We start from the raw sequence: 24,728 nt of genomic DNA, 5'->3' as shown, positions 1-24,728 counted from the left end.
CCGACGGTGACCCGCCGCCGGACCTGACGTACACCGTCCGGTCCGCCCGGGCCGCCGACGGAGCGCCCGTCGTCACGTCCTCGTCGGACCGAACACCGCAGACGCCCGAGGAGATGAACCCTTTTGAGTACGGGATCCGGAGCAGACTCCGCCCCCGCACCGACTTCCACCCACGAGAGCACGACCGGCGGGACCTTCTCGTCGCTGAAGATCCGTAACTACCGCCTGTTCGCCACGGGCGCCGTGATCTCCAACACCGGTACCTGGATGTCCCGCATCACGCAGGACTGGCTCGTCCTGAGCCTGACGGGTTCCGCGACGGCCGTCGGCATCACCACGGCCCTCCAGTTCCTGCCCATGCTGCTCTTCGGCCTGTACGGCGGCGTCATAGCCGACCGGCTCCCGAAGCGGCAGATCCTGCTCGTCAGCCAGGCCCTGCTCGGCCTGTGCGGCATCGCGCTGGCCGCTCTGACCCTGACCGGGGTCGTCGAGGTCTGGCACGTCTACCTGGTCGCCTTCCTCCTCGGCATGGTGACCGTCGTCGACAACCCGGCCCGGCAGTCGTTCGTCTCCGAGATGGTCGGCCCCGCGCAGCTGCGCAACGCGGTCAGCCTGAACTCGGCGAACTTCCAGTCCGCCCGGCTCATCGGCCCCGCCGTCGCGGGTGTCCTGATCACCACGATCGGCAGCGGCTGGGCCTTCCTGCTCAACGGCCTGTCCTTCCTGGCCCCGCTCGTCGGCCTGCTGATGATGCGCACGAACGAACTGCACGCCTCGGTGACGGTGCCCCGCGCCAAGGGCCAGCTCCGCGAGGGCCTCGCCTACGTCCGGGGCCGCCCCGAGCTGGTCTGGCCGATCGTCCTGGTCGGCTTCGTCGGCACGTTCGGCTTCAACTTCCCGATCTGGCTGACCGCCTTCGCCGACGAGGTCTTCGACGGCGGCGCGGGCATGTACTCGTTCTTCAACATCCTCATGGCGGCCGGTTCGCTGGCCGGCGCGCTGCTCTCGGCCCGCCGCCGCTCCTCGCGGCTGCGGATGCTGGTGGCGGCGGGCACGGCGTTCGGACTGCTGGAGATCGCCGCGTCGCTCTCCCCGTACGTCTGGCTGTTCGCGCTCCTGCTGGTGCCGATCGGGATGCTGGGGCTGACGACGAACATCACCGCGAACACGAGCGTCCAGATGGCCGCCGACCCGGAGATGCGCGGCCGGGTGATGAGCCTGTACATGATGGTCTTCGCCGGGGGTACGCCGGTGGGCGCCCCGATCGTCGGCTGGATCAGCGACACCTACGGCGCGCGCGTCGGCTTCGCGGCCGGCGGCGCGATCTCGGTGATCGCCGCGCTGGCGGTCGGCTTCGCCCTCGCCCGCGTCGGCGGCCTCCGCCTGAGGGTGGACCTCAGGCCGGGCCGCCCGCACATCCGCTTCGTCCCGCGTGAGCAGCTGGCGACGGCTGCCTGAACCGTACGCAGCCGGAAACGGCCGCGTGACCCGTACGACGCCGGCGACGGGCTGTGTGACCCGTACGCGAAGAGGCGCCCTCCCCCGGAGCGGGGGAGGGCGCCTCTTCGCGTACGGGGACGCGGGAGGCCGGCGGGAAGCCGGCCGGGGTCCGGCGGAGGTCAGTCGCGGGGGAAGGCGTCGGTCTTCAGGACCAGGTCCAGGGAGGTGCCGGTGAGATCGACGTCGAGGCCGAAGTCGACGACGAGCTTCTTGTGGTACCCGCCGTCCTTCGGCTCCGAGTGGAGGAGGCAGCGGCCCGTGTACGGGTCGACGATGAGGAGGGCGGGGACCCCGGCGGTCGCGTACGCCTCCTTCTTGGGCCCGTAGTCCGAGGTGGCCGTGCCCTTGCAGATGACCTCGGCCACGAACTCCACGTGCTCCGGGAGCCAGCGGCCGCGGCCGTCCTTGCGCGCGCTGTCGAACAGCTTCACCACGTCGGGGGCGAAGCCGTTGCCCTCGCCGAAGTCGATGCGTACGTCCGAGAGCAACCGGTCATCCGCGAAGCGGGGCAGCAGCTGCTTGATGATGGCCAGAATGATGCGCCAGTGCGTGTCCCGCTGCGGCGACATGTGGGCGGTCCCCTCGACGATCTCGACCTTGAATCCCTCGGGGACGGGTTCGAGCCACGCGAACATCTCGTCCAGTGTGGGCTCGTCGCCGATGTCGGCCATGTCGATCCTGTCGGTGTCTACGACGGTCATCGTGCCGCTCCTCCCCGCCGCCGCACGGGCGTGCGGGCAGCCGCGTGGTCCAACGATAGGCCGGGCCCGCCGGACACGCCCGGGTCTGCGGACACCCCGCCCCGGAGGCCGGGCCCGGTGGCGGTCCGGGCCTGGTCGCGGGGGCCGCGGGCGGAGCCGTTACGCTCGAAGGGTGGACCCGAAGACCAGAAACCGCATCATGGCGGCCGTGCTCGTGCTGATGTTCGTCGTCGTCGCCGTGTCGGCCGCTTTCGGCGCCTGAGCCCGGGGAGGGCGCGGCGGCAGGCGGCCCTCCTCAGCGGCCCGTGGTGTTTCCCGCCCACACCGCGGGGATCCGGCCCGCCCACGGGCTCGCCTGTTCCACCTGGCCGGCGAGGCGGAAGAGGCGGCCTTCGAGGCCGTGTCCGGCGGCGAACTGCATGCCGATCGGAAGCCCCGTTCCGGCGTCGGCCGTCAACGGCACGGACATGGCGGGCGTGCCCGCCATGTTGAACGGCATGGTGAACGGCGCGCGGTCGAAGACCGTGTCGATCCAGCCGAGGCCGTCCAGCGTCCGCGCGCTCTCGGTATAGGCGCCGAGGGGCGTGGGAAGCTCCGGCGCGGTCGGGGTGAGCAGGATGTCGTAGGCGTCGAAGGACCGGGCCAGGCTGCGGGAGACCCGGTTGCGGACCGCCAGAGCCGCGACGAGCTGGGTGCCACCGACCCGCTGCCCGTAGTGGTAGCCGGCGAGGGTCGCCGGTTCGAGGGTGGAGGAGTCGACGGGGCGGCCGAAGGCGGCAGCCAGCTCGTCGACCGTGGCCGCGAGGTTCGCCGTGAACAGACGGGCGTTGGCCAGGACGTACTCCTCCCAGCCGACTCCGAGGCCGACCTCGGCCTCCTCCACCTGGTGGCCGAGGTCGGCGAGCAGAGTCGCGGTACGGGAGAGGGCGTCGGCCACCGGTGCGCTGGTGCGGCGTCCGCCCCACGCCTGGGCGAGGACACCGATCCGCAGCCGGCCCGGGGGGCGGGTGACTTCCTCCGCGTACGGCCGGGACGGCTGCTGGGCGGCGTAGGGGTCGCCCGGCTCCGGGCCGCGGATCTGGTCGAGCAGGGCCGCGCTGTCGCGCACCGTGCGGCTGACACCGCCGGGCACGGCCAGGCCGCTGAACAGCTCGTCGACGTCGGGGCCCAGGGAGACCCGGCCGCGCGTGGGCTTCAGTCCGAAGAGGCCGTTGTAGGCGGCGGGGAGGCGGAGCGAGCCGGCGGCGTCGGTGCCGTGGGCGAGCGGCACGACCCCGGCGGCCACGGCCGCGCCCGCGCCCCCGCTGGACCCGCCCGCGCTCCGCTCCGGGTCCCACGGGTTGCGGGTCGCGCCGTACAGCACGGGTTCCGTCGTGATGCTGTAGGCCATCTCCGACGTCGCGGTACGCCCGAACGTCACCAGCCCGGCGCGACGCAGGCGCAGCGCCAGGAACGAGTCGGCGCGCGCGACGTGGCCGGCCGCGAGGCGACTGCCCAGCTCCATGCGGCGCCCGGCCATGGCGGCTCCGATGTCCTTGACGAGGAAGGGGACCCCGGCCAGCGGGGTGCTGCCGGGCTGCGGCTCGTCCTCGTCCTCGGCCGGCCAGGTCTCCACGACGGCGTTGATCTGCGGATCGACCGCTCGCGTGGCATCGAGCGCGGCTGCTCGCAGTTCGGCGGCGGTCACCTCCTCTGCGGCCACCAGCTCCGCGAGTCCGACCGCGTCATAGGTCACGTACTCGGCAACTCTCACTTCTGCTCCTAGCGGGAAAGGCAATACCGTTGAGTCCCTGACGATACCCAACGGTATCGCATGGGTATGAGTGGTATCTTGGGGGCGATGGGGCGAGAGTCGGCCCCACGCCCGAGTGAACGTCACGGAGCAGCCATGGCAACGACCGCCGGCAGGCCGAGCAGGGTGGCGAAACTGCCGCCCCGCGAGCGCATCCTCGACGCGGCGGAAGAGCTCTTCCGGGACGAGGGAATCCGTCGGGTGAGCGTCCAGGCGATCGCCGAGAAGGCCGAGACCACCAAGATGGCGGTGTACCGGCACTTCGAGACCAAGGACGCGCTGGTCGCGGAGTGGATGCGGATCGTCGCCGCCGACTACCGGGCGGCCTTCGACCGCGTCCGGACGGAACACCCCGGCCGGCCCGGGGAGCAGATCATGGGCTTGGCGCGCTTCATCGCCGAAGGGCTGCCGGCCATCTCGCACCGGGGCTGCCCGTTCATCAACTCCCTGGCCGAACTGCCCGACCGCTCCCATCCCGCACGGCAGGTGATCGAGGAGCACAAGGCCCACCAGACCCGCAGGCTGGTGGGCCTGTGCGCCGAGGCCGGGCTGTCCGACCCCGAGCAGGCCGCGGCCGAGATCACCTTCGTACTCGAAGGCGCGCAGGTCAGCACGCAGAACGGAAGCATCGACCGGGCGGGGGACCGCCTGATGAGAATCGTCGAGGGCATCGTGGACCGGCACCGCCCCCCGCTCGACGCATCCCGGCCGACCACCGGCTGACAGCCCCGAACCCGCCTCCCCGGCACCGGCCGCCCGCCCGGAACCTCCGCGGCGGGCAGCGGGCGGCTCCTTGGCCGGGTCGGGGCCGGGGGTGCTTGCCTGGAGTGGACTCGAAGGAGTTGGCTGGGGAGCCATGGAGTACACACAGCTCGGACGTACGGGACTCAAGGTCAGCCGGATCGTGCTCGGGACGATGAACTTCGGCCCGCAGACCAACGAGTCGGACAGCCACGCGATCATGGACTCCGCGCTCGGCGCGGGTCTGAACTTCTTCGACACGGCCAACGTCTACGGCTGGGGCGAGAACAAGGGGCGCACCGAGGAGATCCTCGGCACCTGGTTCGCCCAGGGCGGCGGTCGGCGCGACAAGGTGGTCCTGGCCACCAAGATGTACGGGAACATGGGCGCCGACGGTGAGGCGTGGCCCAACCACGACAAGCTCTCCGCCGTGAACATCCGGCGGGCGGTCGACGCCTCGCTCAAGCGCCTCCAGACCGACCACATCGACCTGTACCAGTTCCACCACGTCGACCGGGACACCCCCTTCGACGAGATCTGGCAGGCGATCGACGTCCTGGTCCAGCAGGGCAAGATCCTCTACGCCGGTTCCTCGAACTTCGCCGGCTACAAGATCGCCCAGGCCAACGAGCAGGCCGCCCGGCGCGGCTCGCTCGGCCTGGTCAGCGAGCAGTGCATCTACAACCTCGTCGAACGCCGCGCCGAGATGGAGGTCATCCCGGCCGCGCAGGAGTACGGCCTCGGGGTCATCCCCTGGTCGCCGCTGCACGGCGGTCTGCTGGGCGGCGTCATCCGGAAGACCACCGAGGGCGGCCGCCGCGCCTCGGGCCGCGCCGCCGACGCCTTGGCCGACCCCGCCACCCGGGCGCAGCTCCAGGCGTACGAGGATCTGCTCGACCAGCACGGTCTGGAGCCCGGCGAGACGGCCCTGGCCTGGCTGCTGACCCGCCCCGGCGTCACCGGTCCGATCGTCGGACCGCGTACCGCCGACCAGCTCGACAGCGCCCTGCGCGCCCTGGAGCTGGACCTCCCGGAGGCCGTGCTCACGGGCCTGGACGAGATCTTCCCGGGGCCGGGCCCGTCACCGGAGGCGTTCGCCTGGTAGCGGCGCCCTCGCGGCCGTAGCGGAAGGGGCCCCCGTCGTCGTGACCGGGGGCCCCTTCGGCGTTCGTGCGTCACCGGGCCTTCTGTCTGCGGACCGGTGTGCGCGCGTCGTGCGGTCAGAACGGCATGTGGCTCCGGGCCCGGCGACCGGCCGAGCCGCTGCGGCCGACGGCCTTGGAGCTGCTGCGGAACGGCTTGCTGAAGAGGCGGCCGAGCACCCCGGGGGCCTTGCCGCCGGCGCGGGAGCCCAGGCCCAGGGTGCGCTGGGTGCCGCGCTCCGGGCGGCGGGAGAGGCGCGGTACGAAGAAGGCGAGTACGGCGAGAACGACGCAGACAGCGACGATTCCTACGACCATCATGGCGATTCCTTGTCCTGGTGCGGTGGCTTGCGGTTGTCGGCTTCGTGGGTCTCGGGTGTCGTCCGGTGTCGTCCGGCGGTGGTGCCTGCCACGTGTGCCCCGTGCCCGGCCGCTGAATCCGACGGACGTACGGGGTACGGTCCGGGACCGTACGGGCGGCGTTCCGTACGGGCCCGGGCGGGCCCACCCGGACGTGTGCGCGCGGGCCCGTCTGACCGGGGAATACCCGGGCAGGAGATGCTGCGCCGAGTGGCAGTCGACGAAAGGAGGCACCGATGACCCCGGTGACCGAACAGTGGGGCGAGACCCTCCGTACGCATCTGGCCCTCGGCGAGACGCGGTCGCCCGTGCGGGCCGCCGCCGCGTTCTCCGCCGAGGCGGGGTTCTTCGCCGTCGCGGGGCGCGGCGACGAGGACGGGTGGCCGTACTTCCGGGCCATGGCGGGCGGCCCGGGTGACGGGGACCCGGACGACGTCGAGGCCCTGTGCACGGTGTGCGAGGAGGCCGTCCACCCGAGGGGCCTGCGCATCGCGGGCGTCCCCTGGCAGCGCGAGAGCCGCGAGCTGATCTCCGACGCCGTCACCGGCAGCGAGCTGGAGCTGGCGCTGCTGCGGAACGGCGACCGCGCCATGTGGGTCGTCCGGGCGGCGCGGGACGTCTGCGTGTTCGTCCTGGTCGACGAGGAGGGCGAGGGCGGGGAGGCGAACGTCTCCGAGAGCCGCTCCCTGGCGCTGGACTTCGCGTCCTTCCTGGCGGGGCAGGGGTACTGACTGACGCGGACCGGTCTCCCTGGAGCGGTCTCCCGGGGGCGGCCTCCCCGGACCGGTCTCCCGGGACCGGTCTCCCGGGCGGCCTCCCGGGACCGGTCTCCCGGGACCGGCCTCCCGGGGTGATGGACCGCCCGGGGAGGCCCGGTGAGCCTCCCCGGGGCGATGGACCGTCCCCGCCGGTCAGGGGCGGGAGTCGCGGGGGCGGCCCGCCGGGCCGCCGTCCCTCGCCGCCCCTGTTTCCGTAGCCGCTCCTGACCCGGTCGCCGTTCCCGGCCCTGATCCCGCCTCCGGCTCGGGGTGGTCGTCGGCCAGTTCCGGTTCGAGCCCCTCCGCCACGTCCGTACGGGGGCGGCCCGTGTCCCGGCGCCACGCCGAGAAGGCCCAGCCGGTCAGGACGACGACCGCCCCGCCCAGCAGCCACCCGCCGATGACGTCGCTGAACCAGTGGACGCCGAGCGCGATCCTGGTGAACCCGACGCCCAGGACGGAGACCACCGCCGCCGCCCAGCACAGCCACCGCCACCCGCGCGGCACCAGCGGCAGCAGCACCAGCAGGAGGACGGCGCACGAGGTGACGCCCGTCATCGCGTGGCCCGAGGGGAACGAGTAGCCGGGCGCGTGCGCCACCGGGTCCGGGAGCGAGGGCCTGGCCCGCTCCACCACGACCTTCACGAGCACCCCGGTCAGCGCGCCCCCGATCGCGGTGGTCGCCGCCCAGGCCGCGAGCCGCCACGCCCGCCGGTACAGCAGCCATACGGTGAGCAGCGCGACCGCCGTCCGCAGCGTCGCGGGGTCCCACACCCAGTCCGACAGGACCCGCAGCGTCGTCGTCCACGCCGGATGGTCCAGCGCCACCGCGTGCAGCCGGTCGGCCGCCCCCGCGTCGAGGCGGCGCAGCGGCGGCCACGAGCCTTCCACGAGGAGCGCCAGCAGCGCGAACGGGACCGAGGCGGCGGCCCCCGCCGCGAGCGCCGCCGCCAGCCGTACGCCGAGCCGGCGGTCCGCGCGGCGGACGCGCGTGGAGCCGGTGGGGCGGGGGGACCCTGTGGGAGCGGGACCGACACCGGGGGCGGGGCCGGGGCCGGTGGGCCCGGGGCCCGGGGCGGGCGGTTCAGCGGGGGAACGTGGCACGTCAAGCTCCGGGGTCGGGGGTGATCGGTCCGGGCGTACGGGCCCGGGCGGCCTCCAGTTGGGCGGCGAAGGCGAGCCCGACGAAGAGGGCTATGGAGGTGAGGTAGGCCCACAGGAGCAGCGACATGAACGCGCTCAGGGGCCCGTAGACGGTGTCGAAGGAGCCGCTGATGCCCAGGTAGAGGCTCAGCAGCCAGGTGAGCACCGTCCACAGCACGAGGTAGACGGCCGCGCCGAACGCCAGCCAGGTGTAACCCGGTTGCTTGCGGCGCGGGGACCGGCGGAACACCGCGCTCGCCGAGATCAGCGCGAGCAGGAAGCCCAGCGGCCAGCGGAGCAGGTCCCCGGCCTCCCGGGCCGCGTCCCCCAGCCCGTACACGCTGGTGGCGGCCGCGACGAGTTCCCCGCCCGCCACCATCATCACGGTGCCGATGCCGAGCGGGATGCCCGCGCTCACGGCCATCACCAGGCCGCGCAGGTACTTGCGGTGGAAGACCCGGTCCCGCTCCACGCCGTAGATCCGGTTGGCGCCGCGCTCTATCTGGCACATCGCGGTGGTGACGTTGGCCAGGGAGAAGGCGAGGCCCAGCCAGAGGGCGATCTCGGGGCCGTCGCCGTCGCTCCGCTGGTGGCGGGTGAGGGCGTCGTCGACCACGTCGGCGCTCGGGCCCTCGCTGACACTGCGGATCGTGAGTTCGGCGAGGCGGCCCACGCTCTCGGTATGCAGTTCGGCCGACAGCCCGACGAAGGCGATCACCAGCGGGATCGCCGCCAGGATGGTCTGGAGGGCCAGCGCACGGGCGTGGCTGAAGCCGTCGGCGTACCGGAAGCGGACGAAGGCGTCCCGCATCAGCGGCCAGCGGCCGTACCGGCGCAGGGCCGCGAACGCCTCGTCCCCGGAGAGCTCGTCCCCGGTCATGTCATGGGTCACGGGGACCCGGGTCGCCGTCCCCATCAGCGTTCCCGCGCGGGCAGCATGACGGTCAGCGCGCCCGGCCGGACCTCGGCGGCGAGGCTCAGGCCGGGGCCCACCGGGTCCCCGTCGACCTCGCGCGGCTGCGGCCGGGTGAAGGACAGCTCGGCGCGGCGGAAGGTGTGGAACTCCACCGCCCGCCCCTCGCCCGCGCCCCGGCCGCCGCCCAGCAGCACGCCCGCCGCGCGCAGCCAGCCGCCGGCGCCGCGCGGGTCGAAGACCGCGAGGTCCAGTACGCCGTCGTCGGGCCGGGCGGCCGGCACCGGGGCCGCGCCCGCCTGGACGGCCCCGACGTTGGCGACGAGGACCATGCGGGCGGTGCGGTGCAGCTCCGGCCCGCCGTCCAGGCGGACGGTCAGCCGCATCCGTGGCGCGCGCAGCCCCTTGGCCCCGGCCAGGACGTACGCGGGCCAGCCCAGGACCGACTTGGCGCGGTCCGACGTCGCCTCCAGCATCGCCGCGTCCAGCCCCGCCCCGGCCATCGCCGTGAAGTGGACGGCGGGGAAGCCGTCGCCCTCGATCCGGCCCAGGTCCAGGGCGCGGGGCTCACCGGTCAGACCGGCCGCCAGCGCCTCGGCGGGGGAGAGCGGCAGGTCGAGGTTGCGGACCAGCAGGTTGCCGGTGCCGCACGGTACGAGGACCAGCGGGACGCCGGTGCCGGCCAGGGCGTCCGCGACCGCGCGGACCGTACCGTCGCCGCCGCAGACCACCACCAGCTCCGCCCCGGCGCGCAGGGCCTCGGCCGTCCGGCCGCCCCCGGGGTCCTGCGCGGTGGTCTCGACGAACGGGGCGTCCCTGTAACCGTGTTGGGCCAGGACCAGCCTCAGCCGTTCCCGGGTGGCGGTGTCGGTCACCGTCGGGTTGACGATGACGGTGGCGTGCTTCCGCGCGGGGGCGGGCCGCCGCGCGGCGGCGTCCACGGCGATGTCCACGGCGTCGGCGGGGGGCCGCGCCGCCCACGTGTGCCCGTCGAGCACCGCCCGCCCCACGACGAACAGGGAGAGCGCGCCGTTCGCCAGCCCGCCGGCCACGTCGGTGGGGTGGTGCATCCCCCGGTAGAGCCGCGCGAGCCCCACGAGCAGCGGGACGAGCAGCAGCAGCGCGGCCACCGGCTTGCGCCACGGGGCGCGTACCCGGGACAGGACGAGGACGGCGAGTCCGGCGTACAGGGCGGTGGCCGCCCCGGTGTGCCCGGAGGTGTAGCTGGAGGTCGGCGGGGAGGCGTCCAGGCGCTCCACGTCCGGGCGGGTCCGGTCCACGCAGGCGGTGATCAGGACGAACACCGCCGCCTGGAGCGACACGGCGGTGGCGAGGAAGACCGCCTCGCGCCACCGCGGCAGCCGGGGCGCCAGCACCAGGGCCAGGCAGACGAGGAAGGTGAGGCCGACCACGGTGGTGGTGTCCCCGAGGGCGGAGACGACGGCGGAGAGCGCGTCGAGCGTGCCGGTGCGCGCGTCTTCGAGGGCCTCGACGGCGGCGACCTCGGCCGTCACCGGCCACAGACCCCGGGCGGGCCCGGTGAGCAGCAGACCGGCGCCGACCATGAGGGCGGCCTGGCAGACGGCGAAGGCACCGACGCGGGCCGCCGCGCGGGCGGCGCCGCTGGAGAGGGCGGGGGAGCGGCCGGGGCGCGGGGGAGCGGACTGGGCGCTCCCCGCGGTCTGCGCAGTCTGCGCGGGCCCTGTGGCGTCTGCCTCTGCGGCCTCTGCCTCTGTGGTGCGGAGCGGCCCTCGGGTGCGTGGCGGCCTGCTGGTGCGCAGCGGCCCTCGCGTACGGTGCGCGGGCTCCGCCTCTCCGACCTCTCCGGTCTCTCTGGCCTCTCCGGCCTCTCTGGTCTCTCCGGCCTCTCTGGTCGGAATGGTGGCGTCCATCGGGTCCCCCCACGTCTGCTCCGCCGGGCGGCGGTTCGCGGGAGCCTGTTCTCCCTCGGCGCTTCGCCGTATGCCCTCTCGCGCGCGGGTCAGGCTTCCCGGCGGCGTACGGGTGTGCGGGCGTACGGGCGCGAGGGCCCGCAGGCCACCGGTGTACGGGCCCACGGACGTACGGGTTCTACCGGCGTCGGGGTGTGGGGGCGTACAGGAGGCGTACGCGGATCAGGGCCCGGAGAGCGGTACGGCCGCCGTGATGGCCCTGCCTCCTTCGGGCAGCTGCACGATGTCGACCTGGTCGGCGAGGTGGTGGACCAGCCACCAGCCGGTCCCCTCCAGCCCGCCGCGCCGTGGGTCCGGGGCGATGGGTGAGGCGGGGAGGACCTCGTCGCAGGGGTCGGTGACGCTGATGGTGATCTCACCGCAGTCGAGTGTGCAGACCAGGAAGCAGTCGCGGGACGCGTCCTCCCGGTGGTGCAGCACATGGCCGACCAGCTCCGAGGCCACCAGCACGGCGTCCCACACCCCGGCCTGATGAGCCGTCCGGTAGCGGTCGTCGGGCGCGCAGCGCAACGGGTAGAGGGCGAACTCCACCTCCTGGCGCGCCTCGGCGGCCGTCCTCGGCCGGCACACGGGGCTTCCCGTATCGGCTCCCTCGCTCCGCATGAGCCGACTCCTTTCGTACGGTACGGGTCAGAGTGTCCGCGGCTTCGGGATGGCCGGACGCGCGCCCGTCATGCGCTGGACGGGGATGCCCGCGGCCGCCTCCTCCTCGGCCGCCGCCTTCCGCAGGATCGAGTCGGCGGCGAGCAGGGCGTCGTGGACGGTACGGGTACCGGTGCTCACGCAGAGGGTGTACGTCACGTCCTCCAGGCTCCGCTGCAACTCGTAGTCGGAGTCCTGGGAATGGCGCAGCTGCAGCTCGTTGTAGCGGGCCAGCAGGGTCCGCATGACATCGGGGCTCGGGGTCAGCATCGTGTCCTCACCAGCCGTCGCAGAGGCAATGTGGCTCACCTTGTGCCCCGCGCACCTCGTGCTCATGCCCTCTCCGGGAGGACGTTTCCGGGGGAATGGTCCGTGCGGAGGACGAGAGGTTTGAAGGGGGCGAGGGCGGTCAAACGGTGGCTGATCGCACCTGCCGAACCACACCCCGAGGTGAGTGAACATGGCTGCTGACGAGAAGACCCAGGCCAAGACCGAGCAGGCCAAGGGCAAGATCAAGGAAGTCGCCGGACGCGCCGTCGGCAACGAGCGCCTCACCGCCGAGGGCCGCGCCGAACAGACCAAGGGCGACGCGCGCCAGGCCAAGGAGAAGGTCAAGGACGCCCTGAACGACTGACGCGTCCCCCACTTGCACGTACCTGTGGGCACCTTCCCCCACCTGTACGCACCTTGTGGCGCCGGGCCCCACGGAGTTCGCTCCGATGGGGCCCGGCGCCGTCCGCGTCCGGCCGGGGGCGACCGCGAGGGGCGGTGGCACGGACACCTACCCTTGGCCATGCCGTCACCGAAGGTGACAGGAGCAGCTCGGAGGGGGCGGACATGGGCACAGGGGCAGGGGCGGATACGGGGACGGCCACGGTGTTCCGGCGCCCCGCGTACTGGTGGTTCTCGGTGCTGGCAGGGGTCGCCTTCTACGGCATCGCGCTCGTGGTCGCGAGCCCGTCGGTAGGGGAGCCGACACCGGCGTTCGTGATCTCGGGTGTGGTGGTCTTCCTCTGGGCGCTCGGGTGGGACTCCTCTTTCCGTTGCACCGACAGCCACGTCTCCTCCGTGAACCTGCTGGTGACCACGACCGTCCCCTGGGCGGATGTCCAGAAGGTCACCCTGGACGGCGCGCTGGCCATCACGTTGAAGGACGGGGAAGAGCTGGGCTCGGTCGCGTTCGGCGGCTCGCTGCTGGGTGAGATGACCGGCTATCGGACGCACCGGCGCGCTTTCGAGGAGCTTCGGAGCACCCACCGCAAGGCCCGCGCCTCACGCAGGGGCGACCCGTACCGGGGGACGGTCCGGCGGAAGGTGACCTTCGCCTGGCGTCGGCTTCTGTGTGCCATCGCCGTCGTCTACGTCCCGCTCACGGTCGTCGCGGTCCTCTAGCGGATTCCGGCGCCGCCCATGACGTCCGGATTCCGGCGGGCCCGTGACGTCGTCTGATGCGGCGTCAGCGGTAGGAGCGGACCAGGCGGGCCAGGTGCGTTCCGGCGAGGTTGCCGCCAGGCTATGCGAGTCGTCCTTGTTCGGTCATGAACATATGCGGCTGCGGCTGCGTGTGCGCTATGGGCCCGGGGGCCACGAAGGGAAATATGCACGAGTTCATAGCTGTGGCCCGGACGTCTCACTCGGCGAGCTACGGGGAGCTGGCTGCCGGGCTCCTGTTGGCCGTCGGCGGTTCGCTTTTGGCTTTCAATGTGAAGGGTTGGGCTGAGGTCGTCTCCGACTTTCTGGGGAGTCGACTGTTTTCGGCCTTTTACCACAACGACCTGGCCCTGAGACTTCCGGCCGGGTTCTTTGCGGTTTTTGGAGCGATCTTGGCTTCGATCAACCTGAAGATTCTCTTCTTCGGGTTCTGACTCGGTGCCGCCGAGGTTACGGGCAGTGTGCGCGGAGATGCCCTCGATGATGGGCGTGTGAACTCAGAGGCTTGGAGGGTGGTGCACTCATCATGGCAGGTCTCGGCAAGCCGACCGACGGGGCACCAGTATTGAATACCTGGACGGGTGTTCAATCGCCCGTCACGGATTTCCGCTGAACTTCAAGCATAAAGCAGGGTGAAAATGCCGGAGAAGCAGCCCCTGATGGTCGAGCCTGTTGAGCGCGTTGATGCGCTCCCCTGGCCTGTGAAGAGAATTCTCCGCAGGTCGAATCGGCTCGGCAGGACGGGGCTGATCTTTCGGTGTGCAATGCGTGATTCCCATCGCAGTTGGACGCGTAAGTGGTCAATCGTTTCCATTGAATGCGAGGGAAGCGTTATCTGTCGAATGGATAACACGAGTCTTAAGCGTCCGGTTTTTGTTGACCTTCCGCCCGGGCGGCATGAATTGACTTTTCGTGTGATTCGCGCCAAGCGAAGTCGTTATACTGTGTTTCAGGAGGAAATATCCCTCCGAAATGGGGATGTCTTCTTGGTTCTGTGCGAGCCGATTCAGCCCGATGTCTTCTATAGGAATAGCCCGGCCGAAGGTGTCTGGAGAATCGGGCTGGCAGATTCTTGCAGATCGGTATAGTCGGGGCCGTGGGGAGCTATAAGCCGCCCGCGCTACTGACCCGTACGCCCGTACGCCCGTCTCCTCCTCAGCCTGCGAACCCGCCCAGCGCCCCCAGAACCGCACGCCGGGTTTCCGGGCCGCCCATGTGGCCGGCGTTGTCGATGACCGTCAGGCGGGCGTCGGGCCAGGCGCGGTCGAGTTCCCAGGCGGTCGTGAGAGGGCCCGCGAGGTCGAAGCGGCCGTGGACCAGGACGGCGGGGATACCGGCCAAACGGTGAGCGCGGGCGATGAGTTGGCCTTCCTCCAGCCAGGCTCCGTGGGCGAAGTAGTGGGAGCAGATCCGGACGAGGGCCAGTTGGTCGCGGCCGGGGCGGCCGCTGTACGGGGCCGGGCCTCCGGCCGCCTCCATCGAGACCACCGCGTCCTCCCAGGCGCACCAGTCCGCGGTGGCCTTCTCCCGTACGGCGGCGTCCTCGCTCTCCATGCGGCGGGCGTACGCCGCGACCAGGCCGGCGGGGTCGCTCGTCTCGGGGACGCCCGCGCGGAACGCGTCCCACGCCTCGGGGAAGAGCTGGCCGACGCCCCGGTAGAGCCAGTCGATCTCGCTGCGGCGGGTCGTCGTCACGGAGGGGATGACGATCTCGGTGACCCGCTCCGGGTGCTCCTCCGCGTACGCCAGAATCAGCGTGGAACCCCAAGAGCCGCCGTACAGCAGCCACTTGTCGACCGCCAGGTGTTCCCGCAGGCGCTCCATGTCGGCGATCAGGTGGGCCGTCGTGTTGTGCGCCATGTCCGCCGCCGGGTCGCTCGCGTGCGGGGTCGAACGCCCGCAACCGCGCTGGTCGAAGAGGACCACCCGGTACCGGTCCGGATCGAAGTACTGGCGGGAACGGGGCGTCGATCCCGAGCCGGGGCCGCCGTGCACCACGAGAGCCGGCTTGCCGTCCGGGTTGCCGCACACCTCCCAGTACACGAGGTTGCCGTCGCCCACCTCCAGCATGCCGCTCCCGTACGGTTCGATCGGCGGGTACAGGTCGTTCGGCTCGCGGTGCACGGCGGTGTTCCTTCCGGCAGGGTGGGCGTCGGGGCGGGGAATCACGTTACGCGGATGCGCTGTGCGGAGGCGTCCCGTACGGTCCTGGTCATGCCCGCACGCATCGATCTGACCCTGGACTGCACGGACGCCCAACTCCTGGCCGTCTTCTGGAAGTCGGCCCTGGGCTACGTCGACCTTCCTCCGCCGCCGCCCTTCGAGACCCGGGAGGAGTGGCTCGCCCAGTTCGACCTTCCGGAGGGCGAGACGGTGGACGACGGCGCCTGGCTCTGCGACCCCGAAGGCATCGGCCCCCATCTCGCCATCCTCAAGGTCCCCGAGCCGAAGACGGCGAAGAACCGGCTCCACATCGACGTACGGATCGCGGGCCACGGCACGACCGCCGAGCGGTGGTCCCGCGTCCTGGCGGAGGCCGCCCGCCTGGTGGCGGCCGGAGGGTCCGTACTCGCGGAGGTCGACGGGCACCACGTGGTGATGGCGGACCCGGAGGGCAACGAGTTCTGCGTGGCGGCGGCTGGCCCGCCTCCCCCGGACGCGTAGAGGCGCTGGGGGAGCAGGGCTCAAGCGGACCGGACCGTCCGCGCGATGTGGTGCGTACGCAGCGGGCCCCCGCAGGGCTCCTCCCACGGAGGCTCGTACCCACGTTGTCCGATGCGAGGGTGGCGTCACGCTGATGAGAAGGAGAAGAAGGCCCATGGGACAGATGGGGCGTGCGGTGCCGCCGCGTGTGCTGGCCGCGGAACGGGCCGCATCCGCGAGGGGCTTCACGAAGAGTTGCCTTCCCGAGGTGGGGAGGCTGCTCGCGCTGGCTGTTGCGGCGAAGCCCGGCGGGGTCGTCGCGGAGAGCGGCACCGGCGCGGGGGTGGGGACCGCCTGGCTGCACAGCGGACTCGGACCAGGGGCCCGCCTGTTCACGGTCGAACGCGATGAGGAGTTGGCCCGCCGGGTGGCCGACGACTACGCGGACGACGAGCGCGTGAGCGTACTCACCGGGGACTGGCGGCTGTTGGAGCGGCATGCACCCTTCGACGTCTTCTTCTGCGACGGCGGCGGCAAGCGCGACGACCCCCAAGCCGTCATCGACCTGCTTGCCCCCGGAGGGCTCCTCCTCCTGGACGACTTCACTCCGTCGCCCGAGTGGCCTCCCCGGTTCGAGGGTGAGGTGGATGAGCTGCGCGTGTTCTACCTGACGCACCCGGACCTCGACGCCACTGAAGTGCTCACGAGCCCGGCCGGCTCCGTGGTGATCGGGGCGCGACGCGCACGGCGGTGAGACGCGACGGCCGGGGACGGTCGCGGTTTGCGCAGGGCTCAGGGGTGCCATCTCCCGCGAGCTTCCCGCCGGATGCGGGGTGAGCGGCGAACAGCACGGCCGGGTTCGACTGCGGTCATGCGCAGGCGTGTTGGCGTGAAGTGGCGTGCTGTTCAGTGCGGGGCGTCGTGGTCGTCCTCGGGGTCGTCGGTGTCGCACCTGTGTGTGCGTTGGGCGTTGTGTCGGATGTGTGCGTGGTGGGCGTCGCGGAGGGGGTCGGTGATGTGGAAGCTGTGGTTGCCGGGGTGGTCCTCGTACAGTCCGCACCACTGCCGGTAGTCCTCGCGGAGGCGGTGGATGCGGTAGGGGCACAGGGCGAGGAGGACGAGCCGGTGGTGGACGCGGTGGCCTCCTGTGCTCAGCGTCCACAGGAACCACAGGCTCGCGGGCGGTTCGGTCTCGGCGGTCCACAGGCGGGCGGCGTGCTCGGTGGTCTCGTCGTGCTCGCCCAACTCGCACAGCATGTACGGCTTGTCGTCCAGGAGGTCTTCCGCGTCGTCGGGGCCGTCGTCCATGGAAAGCAGGGCAGGGAGTGCTTCGCCGGGCGGGAGATTGGTGATGGCGGTGCATTGCAGCACGGGGGCGAAGGTCCCTCTCGTGGAAGTCCGTGGAGGTCTGCGGAGGCCGGATCAGCTCGTGCGGAGTCCCGCCGGCAGGCGTACGTGGCGGGCGGGGCCGGCGCGCACGCTTCCGGCCGCCGTGACGGTCCGGTCAGGCGGAGCCCTCGGCGGGTCCGGCCTGGCGAGCCGGGATCGAGCAGAGCTGTTCCCGCATCTGCTCGAACTCCAACGCGAACGACTCAAGTTGGCCCGCCATGGCGTGGGTGTCGTCCACGGTCAGGACGCCCAAGCTGATGCGGTAGGCGTCCTTGACGTCGGTGCAGGAGCGGCAGACCTTGTCGGCCGAGATCTGCTCCAGGTTGACCCCGAACCGCAGCAGCACGTTGACGAGCCGCACACCGGCCCCCACGGCCACCTCACGGTCCGGATCGTCCAGGTAATCGGGGCCAACGGGGTCGCACACAACAAGGCCGCCCATCGGGTTGCGGTGAAGCATCACGCGATCCCTCTCTTTCTATGTGTTCATGACGCCCGCCCGGCGACGCGGCAACCTTCCACGCACCACCGGAGAGGCCCTGAGGCGGCCGGGCCCAGTCCCGACCTCGATACGGATCAGCCCGCGTGAGGCGGATACGCACAGGGCGAGTTCGGGCCGGTCACAGCACTTCGCCTCGGCTCCGGGCGTTCGCGCGGGCGGTCTGGGCGCGCAGACGCTCAGCGGCCGTCGCAGGTCGTACCTGCTCAGGCAGCGCCCCCCACTCGACACCACCGCACACCGGCCGCAGCGACCAGTACGGACCAGCAACCCCACGGAACACACCCACACGGCCGGCACGACCCGCGTCCACCACGAGCGCGCCGACCTTTGGCCATGGGCTCGCCTTTTGTCTCATGTCTCACCTTCGTGCGAACGTGCTCAATTGCATCGGTGCACCTCGTTCGTGCACGCTGAGCTAACCGCGCGAGCCGTGTTGCCCGGTACCGTTGAGAGGACGCCGGATCATAAGATCCATAAGCCCAAGGGGTTGGGATGGTCGCAGAGTCAGGTGCGCGGCGTAACCAAGAACTGTGCGCGCTGCTTGAGCAGGCCGGATACTCGGAGACCAAATTCGCCCACGCGGTGAATCGCGTGGGAGCGGAGGCTGGTCTGGCCCTGGCCTACAAGCAGCCCTCGGTGTCCCAGTGGAAGCAGGGAGCGCAGCCGAAGCAGCAGGTGAGAGCCGTGATTCTGGCGGTTCTCGAACGCCGGCTGGGGCGGCCGGTGACCTACGCGGAAGCTGGGCTGAACCCACCGGCCGGCGACCGGAGCAAATCTCGGCGTGACACCGTGGAGTCTCTGATCAACCTGGGGAAGGACGACATGAACCCCTCCCGCCGCAAACTCTTAACCACTGGTCTGTATTCCGCCGCCCTCACCATTCCGGCCTTTTCCGCTCTCGTTTCCACTGCGGAGGCCGATGATCGCGAACGTTTCACCCGGCCGACCGGCCGCATCGGACCCGGCGAAGTCGCGACCGTCCGCCGGATGACGGACAAGATCGCGGATATCCTGGATGAACTGGGCGGTGGGCATGCCCGGCCGATGGCAGCCGCGTTCATGGTGAATACGGTCGCGGGCTACTTGCGCGCCGCCGCCTCGGAGAAGGTTCACCGCGACATGCTCTCGGCCGCGTCCGACCTCACATACCTCACCGGCTGGATGGCGATGTACGAACGGGCCCACGGGCTCGGCCAGACCTACTACCTGCGAGCGCTGGACCTGGCCCAGGAGTCGGGCGACCAGCTCACCTACAGCCGCACCCTGCGCGGCATGAGCTTGCAGGCGTCCCACCTGCGGTACGGGCGGAAGGCACTGGACTACGCCGACTCAGCAGCCGAGGCGGCCCCGCAGGCGGGCCCGCGTCTCGTCGCGTTCCTGCGCGGACAGCAGGCTCACGCGTCTGCCATGGTCGGTGACCGCCACGGGGCGACCACACGGCTCAAAGAGGCGGAATCGGCCCTGGCCCAGGCGGACTCCCGGCGCGACGCCGTGGGTGGATACGACCAGGCCGCGTTCCTCTTCCATGTCTCCCACGTGCACTACGAATCGCGTGAACTCGCCGCCTCCATCAAGGCACTTCGGTCCTCCATCAGGATCATGTCCCCCCAGGAGCGCCAAGGCAGGCTTCACGCGCACGCGGTACTGGCCCAGCGGCAGCACGAGTACGGGCACGTGGAGGAGGCATGCACATCGTGGGGCCGCTTCCTCGATGACTACGAGGGCCTGTCGACAGCGCGAGGTGACGAGCACTTCGACAAGCTGCGCGCACTGAGCACGCAGCGACCCTCTGCCGCCGTACGCAAGCTCCAGGACCGCATCCAAGCGGTGGCCCTGCTCAAGGCTGCGTGACACGGGTCCGGAGGCGGAGGCGACCGCCGCAGCCTTCATAGCCTGGACCGGTGGCGCTGCCGTCCTGAGCGCGGGCGAGGGCGGGACTGGCCGAGGCCGGGTTCGAGCTTCGAGATCCGGGTTTCGGGCGTCGAGGGTGGTCGGGTCACTCGTTGGGGGTGCTCTGAGGCGGCTCGGGCCCGAAGCTTGGGTCCCGGGGCTCAGGTGCCGGGATGCGAGCGCCGAGGTTCGAGTTTCTTCTTTAACCGGGTGGCAATGCAGGGGGGTTGGGTGAATCCTCCCCGCCCTCCCTACCCCGTCACGGCCAGCAAGTATGACTAATGGTGACGGCTTGCGGCGGAGCGTGACGACTGTTTACGGTGCGAGCACAGACCAAAGCGACCCCGACACGGTGTTGGCGCACCGGGCCAGGGTCTCACCACAAGATCGACCCCAATGAAAGCGCGATCCCATGGCTACTCAGCACCTTAGTCCCGTCCCGCCCGCTCCTGTGATCTCACACGCCTACCCGATGGCCAACGCGGGTTACGGCAAGCGCAACGCCCCCGACCAAAGTCTTCCCGCGCGCGACGACTTCGCTCTGCTGCCCGCCCGTGAGCGGTACGTCGCCGGCTTCGTCGACCGGCTGCCGGAGGGTGCGGTGATGAGCGTGAAGCAACTGGCCAAGCACCTTCCCCTCTACGGCCAGCAGGCCATCTCGACCTCGCTGAACAGCCTCTCCGTCGCGGGCCACCTCCGCCGAATCCGCTCCAGGCGCATTGCGGGCACGGGTGCGGGTACGGGTGGCGAAGTCCGGTGGACCTTCCGTACGTTCTGGTCCCGCACCGCACGCGACAACGAGTGGTGGAACGCCTATCTGGCCACGGAGTGCGCCATGCAGGCCACCACCCTGGTCACCCCCTCCGTACCGGCACGGCCGTGTGCTCAGCCCGCGAACGCGCCAACATCGTGGGGCCCGGCCGAGGAGCCCCAGCAGCAGCCGCACGTCCAGCCGGTTGGCACCGTCTCGGGCCGGGCCCCCGACGTCGCCCCCGTCCCCCAGCAGCGCGCCCCGCTCCCCTCCCCGGACGCACCCCGGCAGCACCACGCCGAACAGCCCCGGCCGCCGCAGCGGGTGACACCTTCCGTGTCCCACCGAGGCGCGGGCCACGCTCCACCCGCCCGGCCCGCCGCTACCGACGCACCGGTGCCCTCGGGGTCCGCCCTGCCTCCAGTGCCTGCCCCGTCAGATGCCCCTGTCGAGATCCCGGCGGCACTCCGCCCCGCCCCTGAACCCGGCCTCTCCGACGCCTACTTGGCGCTGGCACGGCTGGGCCGCGACGACCATCGCCTCGCGCTCTCGGCTGCGGACTGCGCGATCCTGGAACCGCTCGCGTCCGCGTGGCTGGCGCGCGGCGTGAGCGTGGACTATCTGACCAGCGCCCTCACCGCGGGGCTCCCCGCCCGGATCGATTCCCCGGCCGGGCTCCTCCACCGACGCCTCACCGACAAGATCCCGCCCCGCCTCCCCGGGGCGGTGGAAGTCCGTTCGCCGGGCGCCAAGGAACCGATCTACGAAGCCCTCGTCGAATGCACCAACTGTCGCCGTCCAGGCCCCCCGCAAGCCCTGCCCGACGGCCTCTGCCGCCCCTGCCACCACGCACACACCACGGGCAGCGACGACACTGCCGCACCCACCCCGGACGAGGTCGCCGCCGTCAAAGCCCACATCACCAACCTCCGCAACCTCCTCAAGCCCGTCTGACTCCCCGACCACCACACCCTCGTCGGGCAGGTCGGGCATACCGCAGCCCCGGGGCCCACGCCTGCGAAAGTCCTGACCACAGCTCTTCCACCGAAGCCGGGCCGATGAGACCGGCGGCGGGCAGAATGGCATCAGCCGAACCACACGTGACCACACTGCGGCAGAAGGCGAGATATGTCGGCTTCTCAAGAAGTAAGCAAAACCCGCCTTCCCACCACCTAAACCCCCAGGTCACGAAGGGTGGTCCCCGCGTACGCGGGGGTGGTCCCATCGGGTTGCGCAGCATCCGGGTAATGACAGCGTGGTCCCCGCGTACGCGGGGGTGGTCCCGTCACCCGGCCGCGCCGGGCCCACATCCGGTAGTGGTCCCCGCGCACGCGGGGGTGGTCCCGCGCCGTTCTCCTCCTTGAGGGTTCCGGCGATGTGGTCCCCGCTGGCGCGGGGGTGGTTCCAGCAGGGGCAGGAAGTCCAGGACTGCGGCGCCGTGGTCCCCGCGTAGCCTGGGGCTGTGAATGCCGCTCCTCAGGTTCTTGCCGTGCTCACCGACATCCTTGCCGCCGTCGAGGACGGTGAGCGGGGGGCCTTGTGGAATCTCTCCGAAGGCGGGCGGGAGTTGGACGCCAATCTGGTGTGGCTGCCCGCCGGGGCCGAGGTCGGGGAGCATCAGGAGGACGTGCTCGACGTGTTCCTCGTCGTTCTGGAGGGTGGGGGCACGGTGAAGGCGGCGGGCGGCCGTGAGCTGGGGCTGGAGGCCGGGGCCGTGCTCTGGTTGCCGCGTACGTCCCGGCGCGCGCTGGCCGCCGGGCCGGACGGGCTCGGGTATCTCACCGTCCACCGCCGCCGCCCCGGCCTCGCGATCTCCGCGCCGAGTGCGGCGTACGAGGGTGGCGAGGGGCCCTGCATGCTGGACCGGGTCTGCCCCGAGTGCGGGCGGCTGTCGCAGGACCCCGCCCCGGTCTTCTGCAGCCGGTGCGGGGAGCGATTCCCCGAGAGGTGAGCCCGGCGGTGAGCCGAGCGGCGGGCCCTGGGGAGAAACGCGCGGAGAGTTGGGGAGTCGGGGAGTTCCCCGAGTTCCCGGAGGTGCCGGGCCCGATGCCGGGCCCGGCACCGCGCCCTTCTGCCCCCGCCCGGCGGCCCCGAGCGCCGCTCAGCGGCCCTCGCACTCCGTCAAGTCCGGTCGGCCCGGCGGGTTTTCGTTGCCCACCAGGCCCGCCAGGTTCTCCTTGTACATGTCCTCCCAGATCCTTCCGGCCAGGATCGTCCGCAGCGCCGAGCACACCTCGTCCTTGAGCAGCGGCGACTTCGGCCGCATCGCCACCCCGTAACCCTCCGCGCCCTGGATGTTCTCCAGCCGCCGCACCTTGCCCGGGTTGGCCTTGACGTACCCGGCGAGGATGATGTCGTCCGAGGCCACCGCGTACACGTCCGACTCGGGGTCCAACAGCTTGTCCAGGCAGTCCTGGTAGGTGTTGGGCTGCGACTTGGCCATGGTGAAGCCCTGTTTCGGCAGCGCCTTCTCGTACGTCGACTCCCGCGCCGTGCACACCTCCACGCCCAGGTCCCGCAGGTCGCTGGAGTCGTTGATCGTGTACTTCGCCGACTTCTGCCGGACCAGGAAGCCCCGGCTCGCCTCGTAGTACGGGCCCGCGAAGTCGACGCTGTAGCCGTCCGGACCGGCCGTCTTGCGGTCGTCGGTGATGCTGTACGAGGCGATCACCAGGTCCACCTGCTTGGTTTTGAGCGCCGTGCTCCGGTAGTCCGTGGCGACCGTGGTGAAGGAGACCGCGCCCCTGCCGTAGCCCATGCTCTCGGCGATGGCGTAGGCCAGGTCGATGTCGTAACCCCGGTACGTACGCGTCGACCGGTCGAAGATGCTCAGCCCCGGCTGGTCGTCCTTGACGCCGATCTTCAGCGTCGGGTGGGTGTCCTTCCACCGCTCCTCGGTGCCCCGGTCGACCGGCTTCTCGCCCTCGCCGTCTCCCCCGGCCCGGCTGCCGGTCGAGCCGGTCTTCCCGTTGCCGTCGCCATCCGCGATCAGCCAGCCCGCGCCCGCCAGCAGCGCCGCGCACACGACCGCGACCGCCACCTTCATGCCACGCTGCCGGCCCCGTCCGTCGCCGGTCCCCGCCGACGCGGGGGTCGGGCCGGGCGGCGGGGGCGGCACGGCCGGGGCGGGAGGCGCCGAGGCCGAAGGGGCCGACGAGACCGACGAGGCCGAAGGGGCCGACGAGGCGGAAGGGGCCGAAGAGGCGGAAGGGGTGGAAGGAGCTGAGGAGGACGACAGGGGCGAGGGGGGCGGCGGCGTCGGCCGGGCCGAACCGTTCGGCGTCGAGACCGCCGTCGGCGGGTGCGTCGCCGGGCCCGCCGCACCGGCGTGCGGGGCCTCCGGGTCTCCGAGGATCTCGCGGAACATCGCCTCGGCCGTGGCGGCGTCGAGCCGCTCGCGCGGATCGGTGATCAACAGCCCCTGGATGACCGGGGCGAGGGGGCCCGCGTACCGGACGGCCGGATCGGGGGACTGCCGGATGTTCTCCTGGACCTCCCACACCTCGCGCCCCGCGAAAGGCACGTGGCCCTCCACCATCTCGTACAGCGTCACGCCGAGCGCCCAGAGGTCGGACGCGGGCGTGGGGCCGGGCGACGTGGGCGCGAACAGTTCGGGCGCCAGATAGGGCGGGGTGCCGATGACGCTGCCGGTACGGGTCACCCGGTCCGCGCCCTCGAAGGTGGCGATGCCGAAGTCCACCAGGATCGCGAGGCCGTTCTCCCGTACGAGGACGTTGCCCGGCTTCACGTCGCGGTGCACCACCGACGCCGCGTGGACCGCCCGCAGCCCCTGCACGATCTGGAGGCCGATCTTCGCCGCCCTCGGTACGGAAAGGACCTGCTCGCTGCTCAACAGGTCAGCCAGGGAACGCGCGTCGAGCAGCTTCATCACGATCCAGACCTGGCGGTCGGTCTCGACCTGGTCGTGAACCGTCACCACGTTCAGGTGCTCGATCTTGGCGATGGCCTCGGCCTCGCGCCGCGCCCGCTGCATGGCGTCCGCCTGTGTGCTCGCGGTCATGGCGTTCCGGTCCATCAGCCCCTTCACCGCGACGAACCGGCGCAACCGCAGGTCGTACGCCTTCCAGACCTCGCCCATGCCGCCGCTGCCGATCGGCTCCAGCAGCTCGTAGCGGCCGTCGATCACGGTCCGCGCGGCGGGCTGATCGGGGGCCACGGGCCACGCGTTGCCGGGCGGGGCCTCGTCGGGCCGTGGCTGGAAGGAACGGCTCTCGTCGGAGCGGGCCCCGGAGGAGCGGCTCTCGTCGGAGCGGGCTTCGTCCGGGCGGGCCTGGTGCGCGGGTGTGTTCGGCCAGACCTGCGGGGGCTCTGACGCGGGCTGCCCGGGGGCGTCGTCCGCCCATCGGTCGTGAGGGCCCCCGGCCCGCAGCCCGTCGCCGCGCCCGTCCTCTCGCCGCCCGCCGTCCCCGTCTTCCGGCCTGCGGTCGTGTACCTGACCGTCGTCCGGCCTGTGGTCG

Annotated in this window: 25 protein-coding genes; 12 read left to right on the top strand and 13 right to left on the bottom strand. The window is 71.6% G+C overall.

The annotated features are described in order from the left end of the window. The first annotated feature begins 123 nt into the window (after positions 1–123). The gene (locus IF19_RS0108060; RefSeq protein ID WP_030276250.1) at positions 124–1,458 is read left to right on the top strand and encodes an MFS transporter; all 1,335 of its coding nucleotides are present in this window, start codon (positions 124–126) and stop codon (positions 1,456–1,458) included. A 161-nt stretch (positions 1,459–1,619) separates the two neighbouring features. Here the strand turns inward: IF19_RS0108060 and IF19_RS0108055 are convergent, their stop codons facing one another. Together IF19_RS0108055 and IF19_RS0108045 are read right to left on the bottom strand one after the other, a co-directional pair. Next, positions 1,620–2,201, bottom strand: coding sequence for a Uma2 family endonuclease (locus IF19_RS0108055; protein WP_030115768.1), 582 nt, complete (start codon positions 2,199–2,201; stop codon positions 1,620–1,622). Positions 2,202–2,496: 295 nt separating this feature from the next. After that, positions 2,497–3,954, bottom strand: coding sequence for an amidase (locus IF19_RS0108045; protein ID WP_030115767.1), 1,458 nt, complete (start codon positions 3,952–3,954; stop codon positions 2,497–2,499). 135 nt (positions 3,955–4,089) lie between these two features. Between IF19_RS0108045 and IF19_RS0108040 the strand changes: the two genes are divergently transcribed. Together IF19_RS0108040 and IF19_RS0108035 are read left to right on the top strand one after the other, a co-directional pair. Beyond that, positions 4,090–4,716 carry a TetR/AcrR family transcriptional regulator gene (locus IF19_RS0108040; protein WP_030115766.1) on the top strand — a complete coding sequence of 209 codons (627 nt, stop codon included), beginning with the start codon at positions 4,090–4,092 and terminating at the stop codon, positions 4,714–4,716. Positions 4,717–4,849: 133 nt separating this feature from the next. Further along, entirely contained in the window at positions 4,850–5,839 is a 990-nt protein-coding gene (locus tag IF19_RS0108035; RefSeq protein ID WP_030115765.1) for an aldo/keto reductase, read from the top strand. Positions 5,840–5,954: 115 nt separating this feature from the next. Here IF19_RS0108035 and IF19_RS0108030 read toward each other — a convergent pair whose 3' ends face one another. Next, positions 5,955–6,197, bottom strand: a complete 243-nt coding sequence (locus IF19_RS0108030) for a DUF6411 family protein (protein ID WP_030120761.1) — start codon at positions 6,195–6,197, stop codon at positions 5,955–5,957. Between the two features lie 275 nt (positions 6,198–6,472). Between IF19_RS0108030 and IF19_RS0108025 the strand changes: the two genes are divergently transcribed. Continuing rightward, a complete protein-coding gene (locus IF19_RS0108025; RefSeq protein ID WP_030115763.1) occupies positions 6,473–6,967 on the top strand; it encodes a hypothetical protein in 495 nt (164 codons plus the stop codon). A 180-nt stretch (positions 6,968–7,147) separates the two neighbouring features. Here IF19_RS0108025 and IF19_RS0108020 read toward each other — a convergent pair whose 3' ends face one another. The 5 genes from IF19_RS0108020 to IF19_RS01000000134585 form a co-directional block, all read right to left on the bottom strand. Further along, positions 7,148–7,948, bottom strand: coding sequence for a phosphatase PAP2 family protein (locus IF19_RS0108020; protein WP_234310360.1), 801 nt, complete (start codon positions 7,946–7,948; stop codon positions 7,148–7,150). Positions 7,949–8,099: 151 nt separating this feature from the next. Next, complete coding sequence (locus IF19_RS0108015; RefSeq protein WP_030115761.1) at positions 8,100–9,053, bottom strand: YihY/virulence factor BrkB family protein; 954 nt, start codon at positions 9,051–9,053, stop codon at positions 8,100–8,102. After that, on the bottom strand, positions 9,053–10,615 hold the full coding sequence (locus IF19_RS0108010; RefSeq protein ID WP_050493719.1) for a bifunctional phosphatase PAP2/diacylglycerol kinase family protein: 1,563 nt from the start codon (positions 10,613–10,615) through the stop codon (positions 9,053–9,055). The genes IF19_RS0108015 and IF19_RS0108010 overlap by 1 nt, the downstream gene beginning before the upstream one ends. Before the next feature lie 549 nt (positions 10,616–11,164). Beyond that, positions 11,165–11,605, bottom strand: coding sequence for an ATP-binding protein (locus IF19_RS0108005; RefSeq protein WP_030115759.1), 441 nt, complete (start codon positions 11,603–11,605; stop codon positions 11,165–11,167). A 27-nt stretch (positions 11,606–11,632) separates the two neighbouring features. Then, the gene (locus IF19_RS01000000134585) at positions 11,633–11,914 is read right to left on the bottom strand and encodes a DUF5133 domain-containing protein (RefSeq protein WP_032747427.1); all 282 of its coding nucleotides are present in this window, start codon (positions 11,912–11,914) and stop codon (positions 11,633–11,635) included. A gap of 190 nt (positions 11,915–12,104) precedes the next feature. Here IF19_RS01000000134585 and IF19_RS1000000135965 point away from each other — a divergent pair, with 190 nt between their 5' ends. The 3 genes from IF19_RS1000000135965 to IF19_RS0107985 all read left to right on the top strand — a co-directional run bounded on the left by IF19_RS1000000135965 (position 12,105) and on the right by IF19_RS0107985 (position 13,509). Next, complete coding sequence (locus IF19_RS1000000135965) at positions 12,105–12,278, top strand: CsbD family protein (protein ID WP_078580498.1); 174 nt, start codon at positions 12,105–12,107, stop codon at positions 12,276–12,278. A 203-nt stretch (positions 12,279–12,481) separates the two neighbouring features. Continuing rightward, the gene (locus IF19_RS0107990) at positions 12,482–13,036 is read left to right on the top strand and encodes a hypothetical protein (protein WP_128647637.1); all 555 of its coding nucleotides are present in this window, start codon (positions 12,482–12,484) and stop codon (positions 13,034–13,036) included. Positions 13,037–13,242: 206 nt separating this feature from the next. Further along, a complete protein-coding gene (locus IF19_RS0107985; RefSeq protein WP_030115756.1) occupies positions 13,243–13,509 on the top strand; it encodes a hypothetical protein in 267 nt (88 codons plus the stop codon). Positions 13,510–14,230: 721 nt separating this feature from the next. Here the strand turns inward: IF19_RS0107985 and pip are convergent. Beyond that, positions 14,231–15,199 carry a prolyl aminopeptidase gene (gene pip / locus IF19_RS0107980; RefSeq protein ID WP_030115755.1) on the bottom strand — a complete coding sequence of 323 codons (969 nt, stop codon included), beginning with the start codon at positions 15,197–15,199 and terminating at the stop codon, positions 14,231–14,233. 90 nt (positions 15,200–15,289) lie between these two features. Between pip and IF19_RS0107975 the strand changes: the two genes are divergently transcribed. Both IF19_RS0107975 and IF19_RS0107970 read left to right on the top strand, forming a co-directional pair. Further along, positions 15,290–15,739 (top strand): VOC family protein, encoded by a 450-nt coding sequence (locus tag IF19_RS0107975; RefSeq protein WP_030115754.1) that lies wholly within the window; start codon positions 15,290–15,292, stop codon positions 15,737–15,739. 154 nt (positions 15,740–15,893) lie between these two features. Next, positions 15,894–16,472 (top strand): O-methyltransferase, encoded by a 579-nt coding sequence (locus IF19_RS0107970; protein WP_030120765.1) that lies wholly within the window; start codon positions 15,894–15,896, stop codon positions 16,470–16,472. Positions 16,473–16,624: 152 nt separating this feature from the next. Here IF19_RS0107970 and IF19_RS0107965 read toward each other — a convergent pair whose 3' ends face one another. The 3 genes from IF19_RS0107965 to IF19_RS1000000138150 all read right to left on the bottom strand — a co-directional run bounded on the left by IF19_RS0107965 (position 16,625) and on the right by IF19_RS1000000138150 (position 17,964). After that, a complete protein-coding gene (locus IF19_RS0107965) occupies positions 16,625–17,026 on the bottom strand; it encodes a hypothetical protein (protein WP_078580497.1) in 402 nt (133 codons plus the stop codon). Between the two features lie 196 nt (positions 17,027–17,222). Further along, positions 17,223–17,567: a hypothetical protein gene (locus IF19_RS0107960; RefSeq protein WP_128647638.1), complete on the bottom strand. Its 345-nt coding sequence runs from the start codon at positions 17,565–17,567 to the stop codon at positions 17,223–17,225. Between the two features lie 160 nt (positions 17,568–17,727). After that, on the bottom strand, positions 17,728–17,964 hold the full coding sequence (locus tag IF19_RS1000000138150; RefSeq protein ID WP_030115750.1) for a hypothetical protein: 237 nt from the start codon (positions 17,962–17,964) through the stop codon (positions 17,728–17,730). 137 nt (positions 17,965–18,101) lie between these two features. Here IF19_RS1000000138150 and IF19_RS0107950 point away from each other — a divergent pair, with 137 nt between their 5' ends. The 3 genes from IF19_RS0107950 to IF19_RS0107940 all read left to right on the top strand — a co-directional run bounded on the left by IF19_RS0107950 (position 18,102) and on the right by IF19_RS0107940 (position 22,201). Further along, positions 18,102–19,460: an NsdA family TPR-like regulatory protein gene (locus tag IF19_RS0107950; protein WP_030115749.1), complete on the top strand. Its 1,359-nt coding sequence runs from the start codon at positions 18,102–18,104 to the stop codon at positions 19,458–19,460. A gap of 451 nt (positions 19,461–19,911) precedes the next feature. Continuing rightward, positions 19,912–21,204, top strand: coding sequence for a hypothetical protein (locus tag IF19_RS0107945; protein WP_030276245.1), 1,293 nt, complete (start codon positions 19,912–19,914; stop codon positions 21,202–21,204). A gap of 508 nt (positions 21,205–21,712) precedes the next feature. After that, complete coding sequence (locus IF19_RS0107940) at positions 21,713–22,201, top strand: cupin domain-containing protein (RefSeq protein ID WP_030115747.1); 489 nt, start codon at positions 21,713–21,715, stop codon at positions 22,199–22,201. A gap of 150 nt (positions 22,202–22,351) precedes the next feature. On the opposite strand, the gene IF19_RS0107935 is transcribed toward IF19_RS0107940, so the two are convergent. After that, entirely contained in the window at positions 22,352–24,427 is a 2,076-nt protein-coding gene (locus IF19_RS0107935; RefSeq protein ID WP_050493732.1) for a serine/threonine-protein kinase, read from the bottom strand. Positions 24,428–24,728: the final 301 nt, after the last annotated feature.

Source organism: Streptomyces californicus (assembly GCF_000717645.1).
Classification (GTDB): domain Bacteria; phylum Actinomycetota; class Actinomycetes; order Streptomycetales; family Streptomycetaceae; genus Streptomyces; species Streptomyces californicus.
This window is presented reverse-complemented; position numbering and strand designations above follow the sequence as displayed.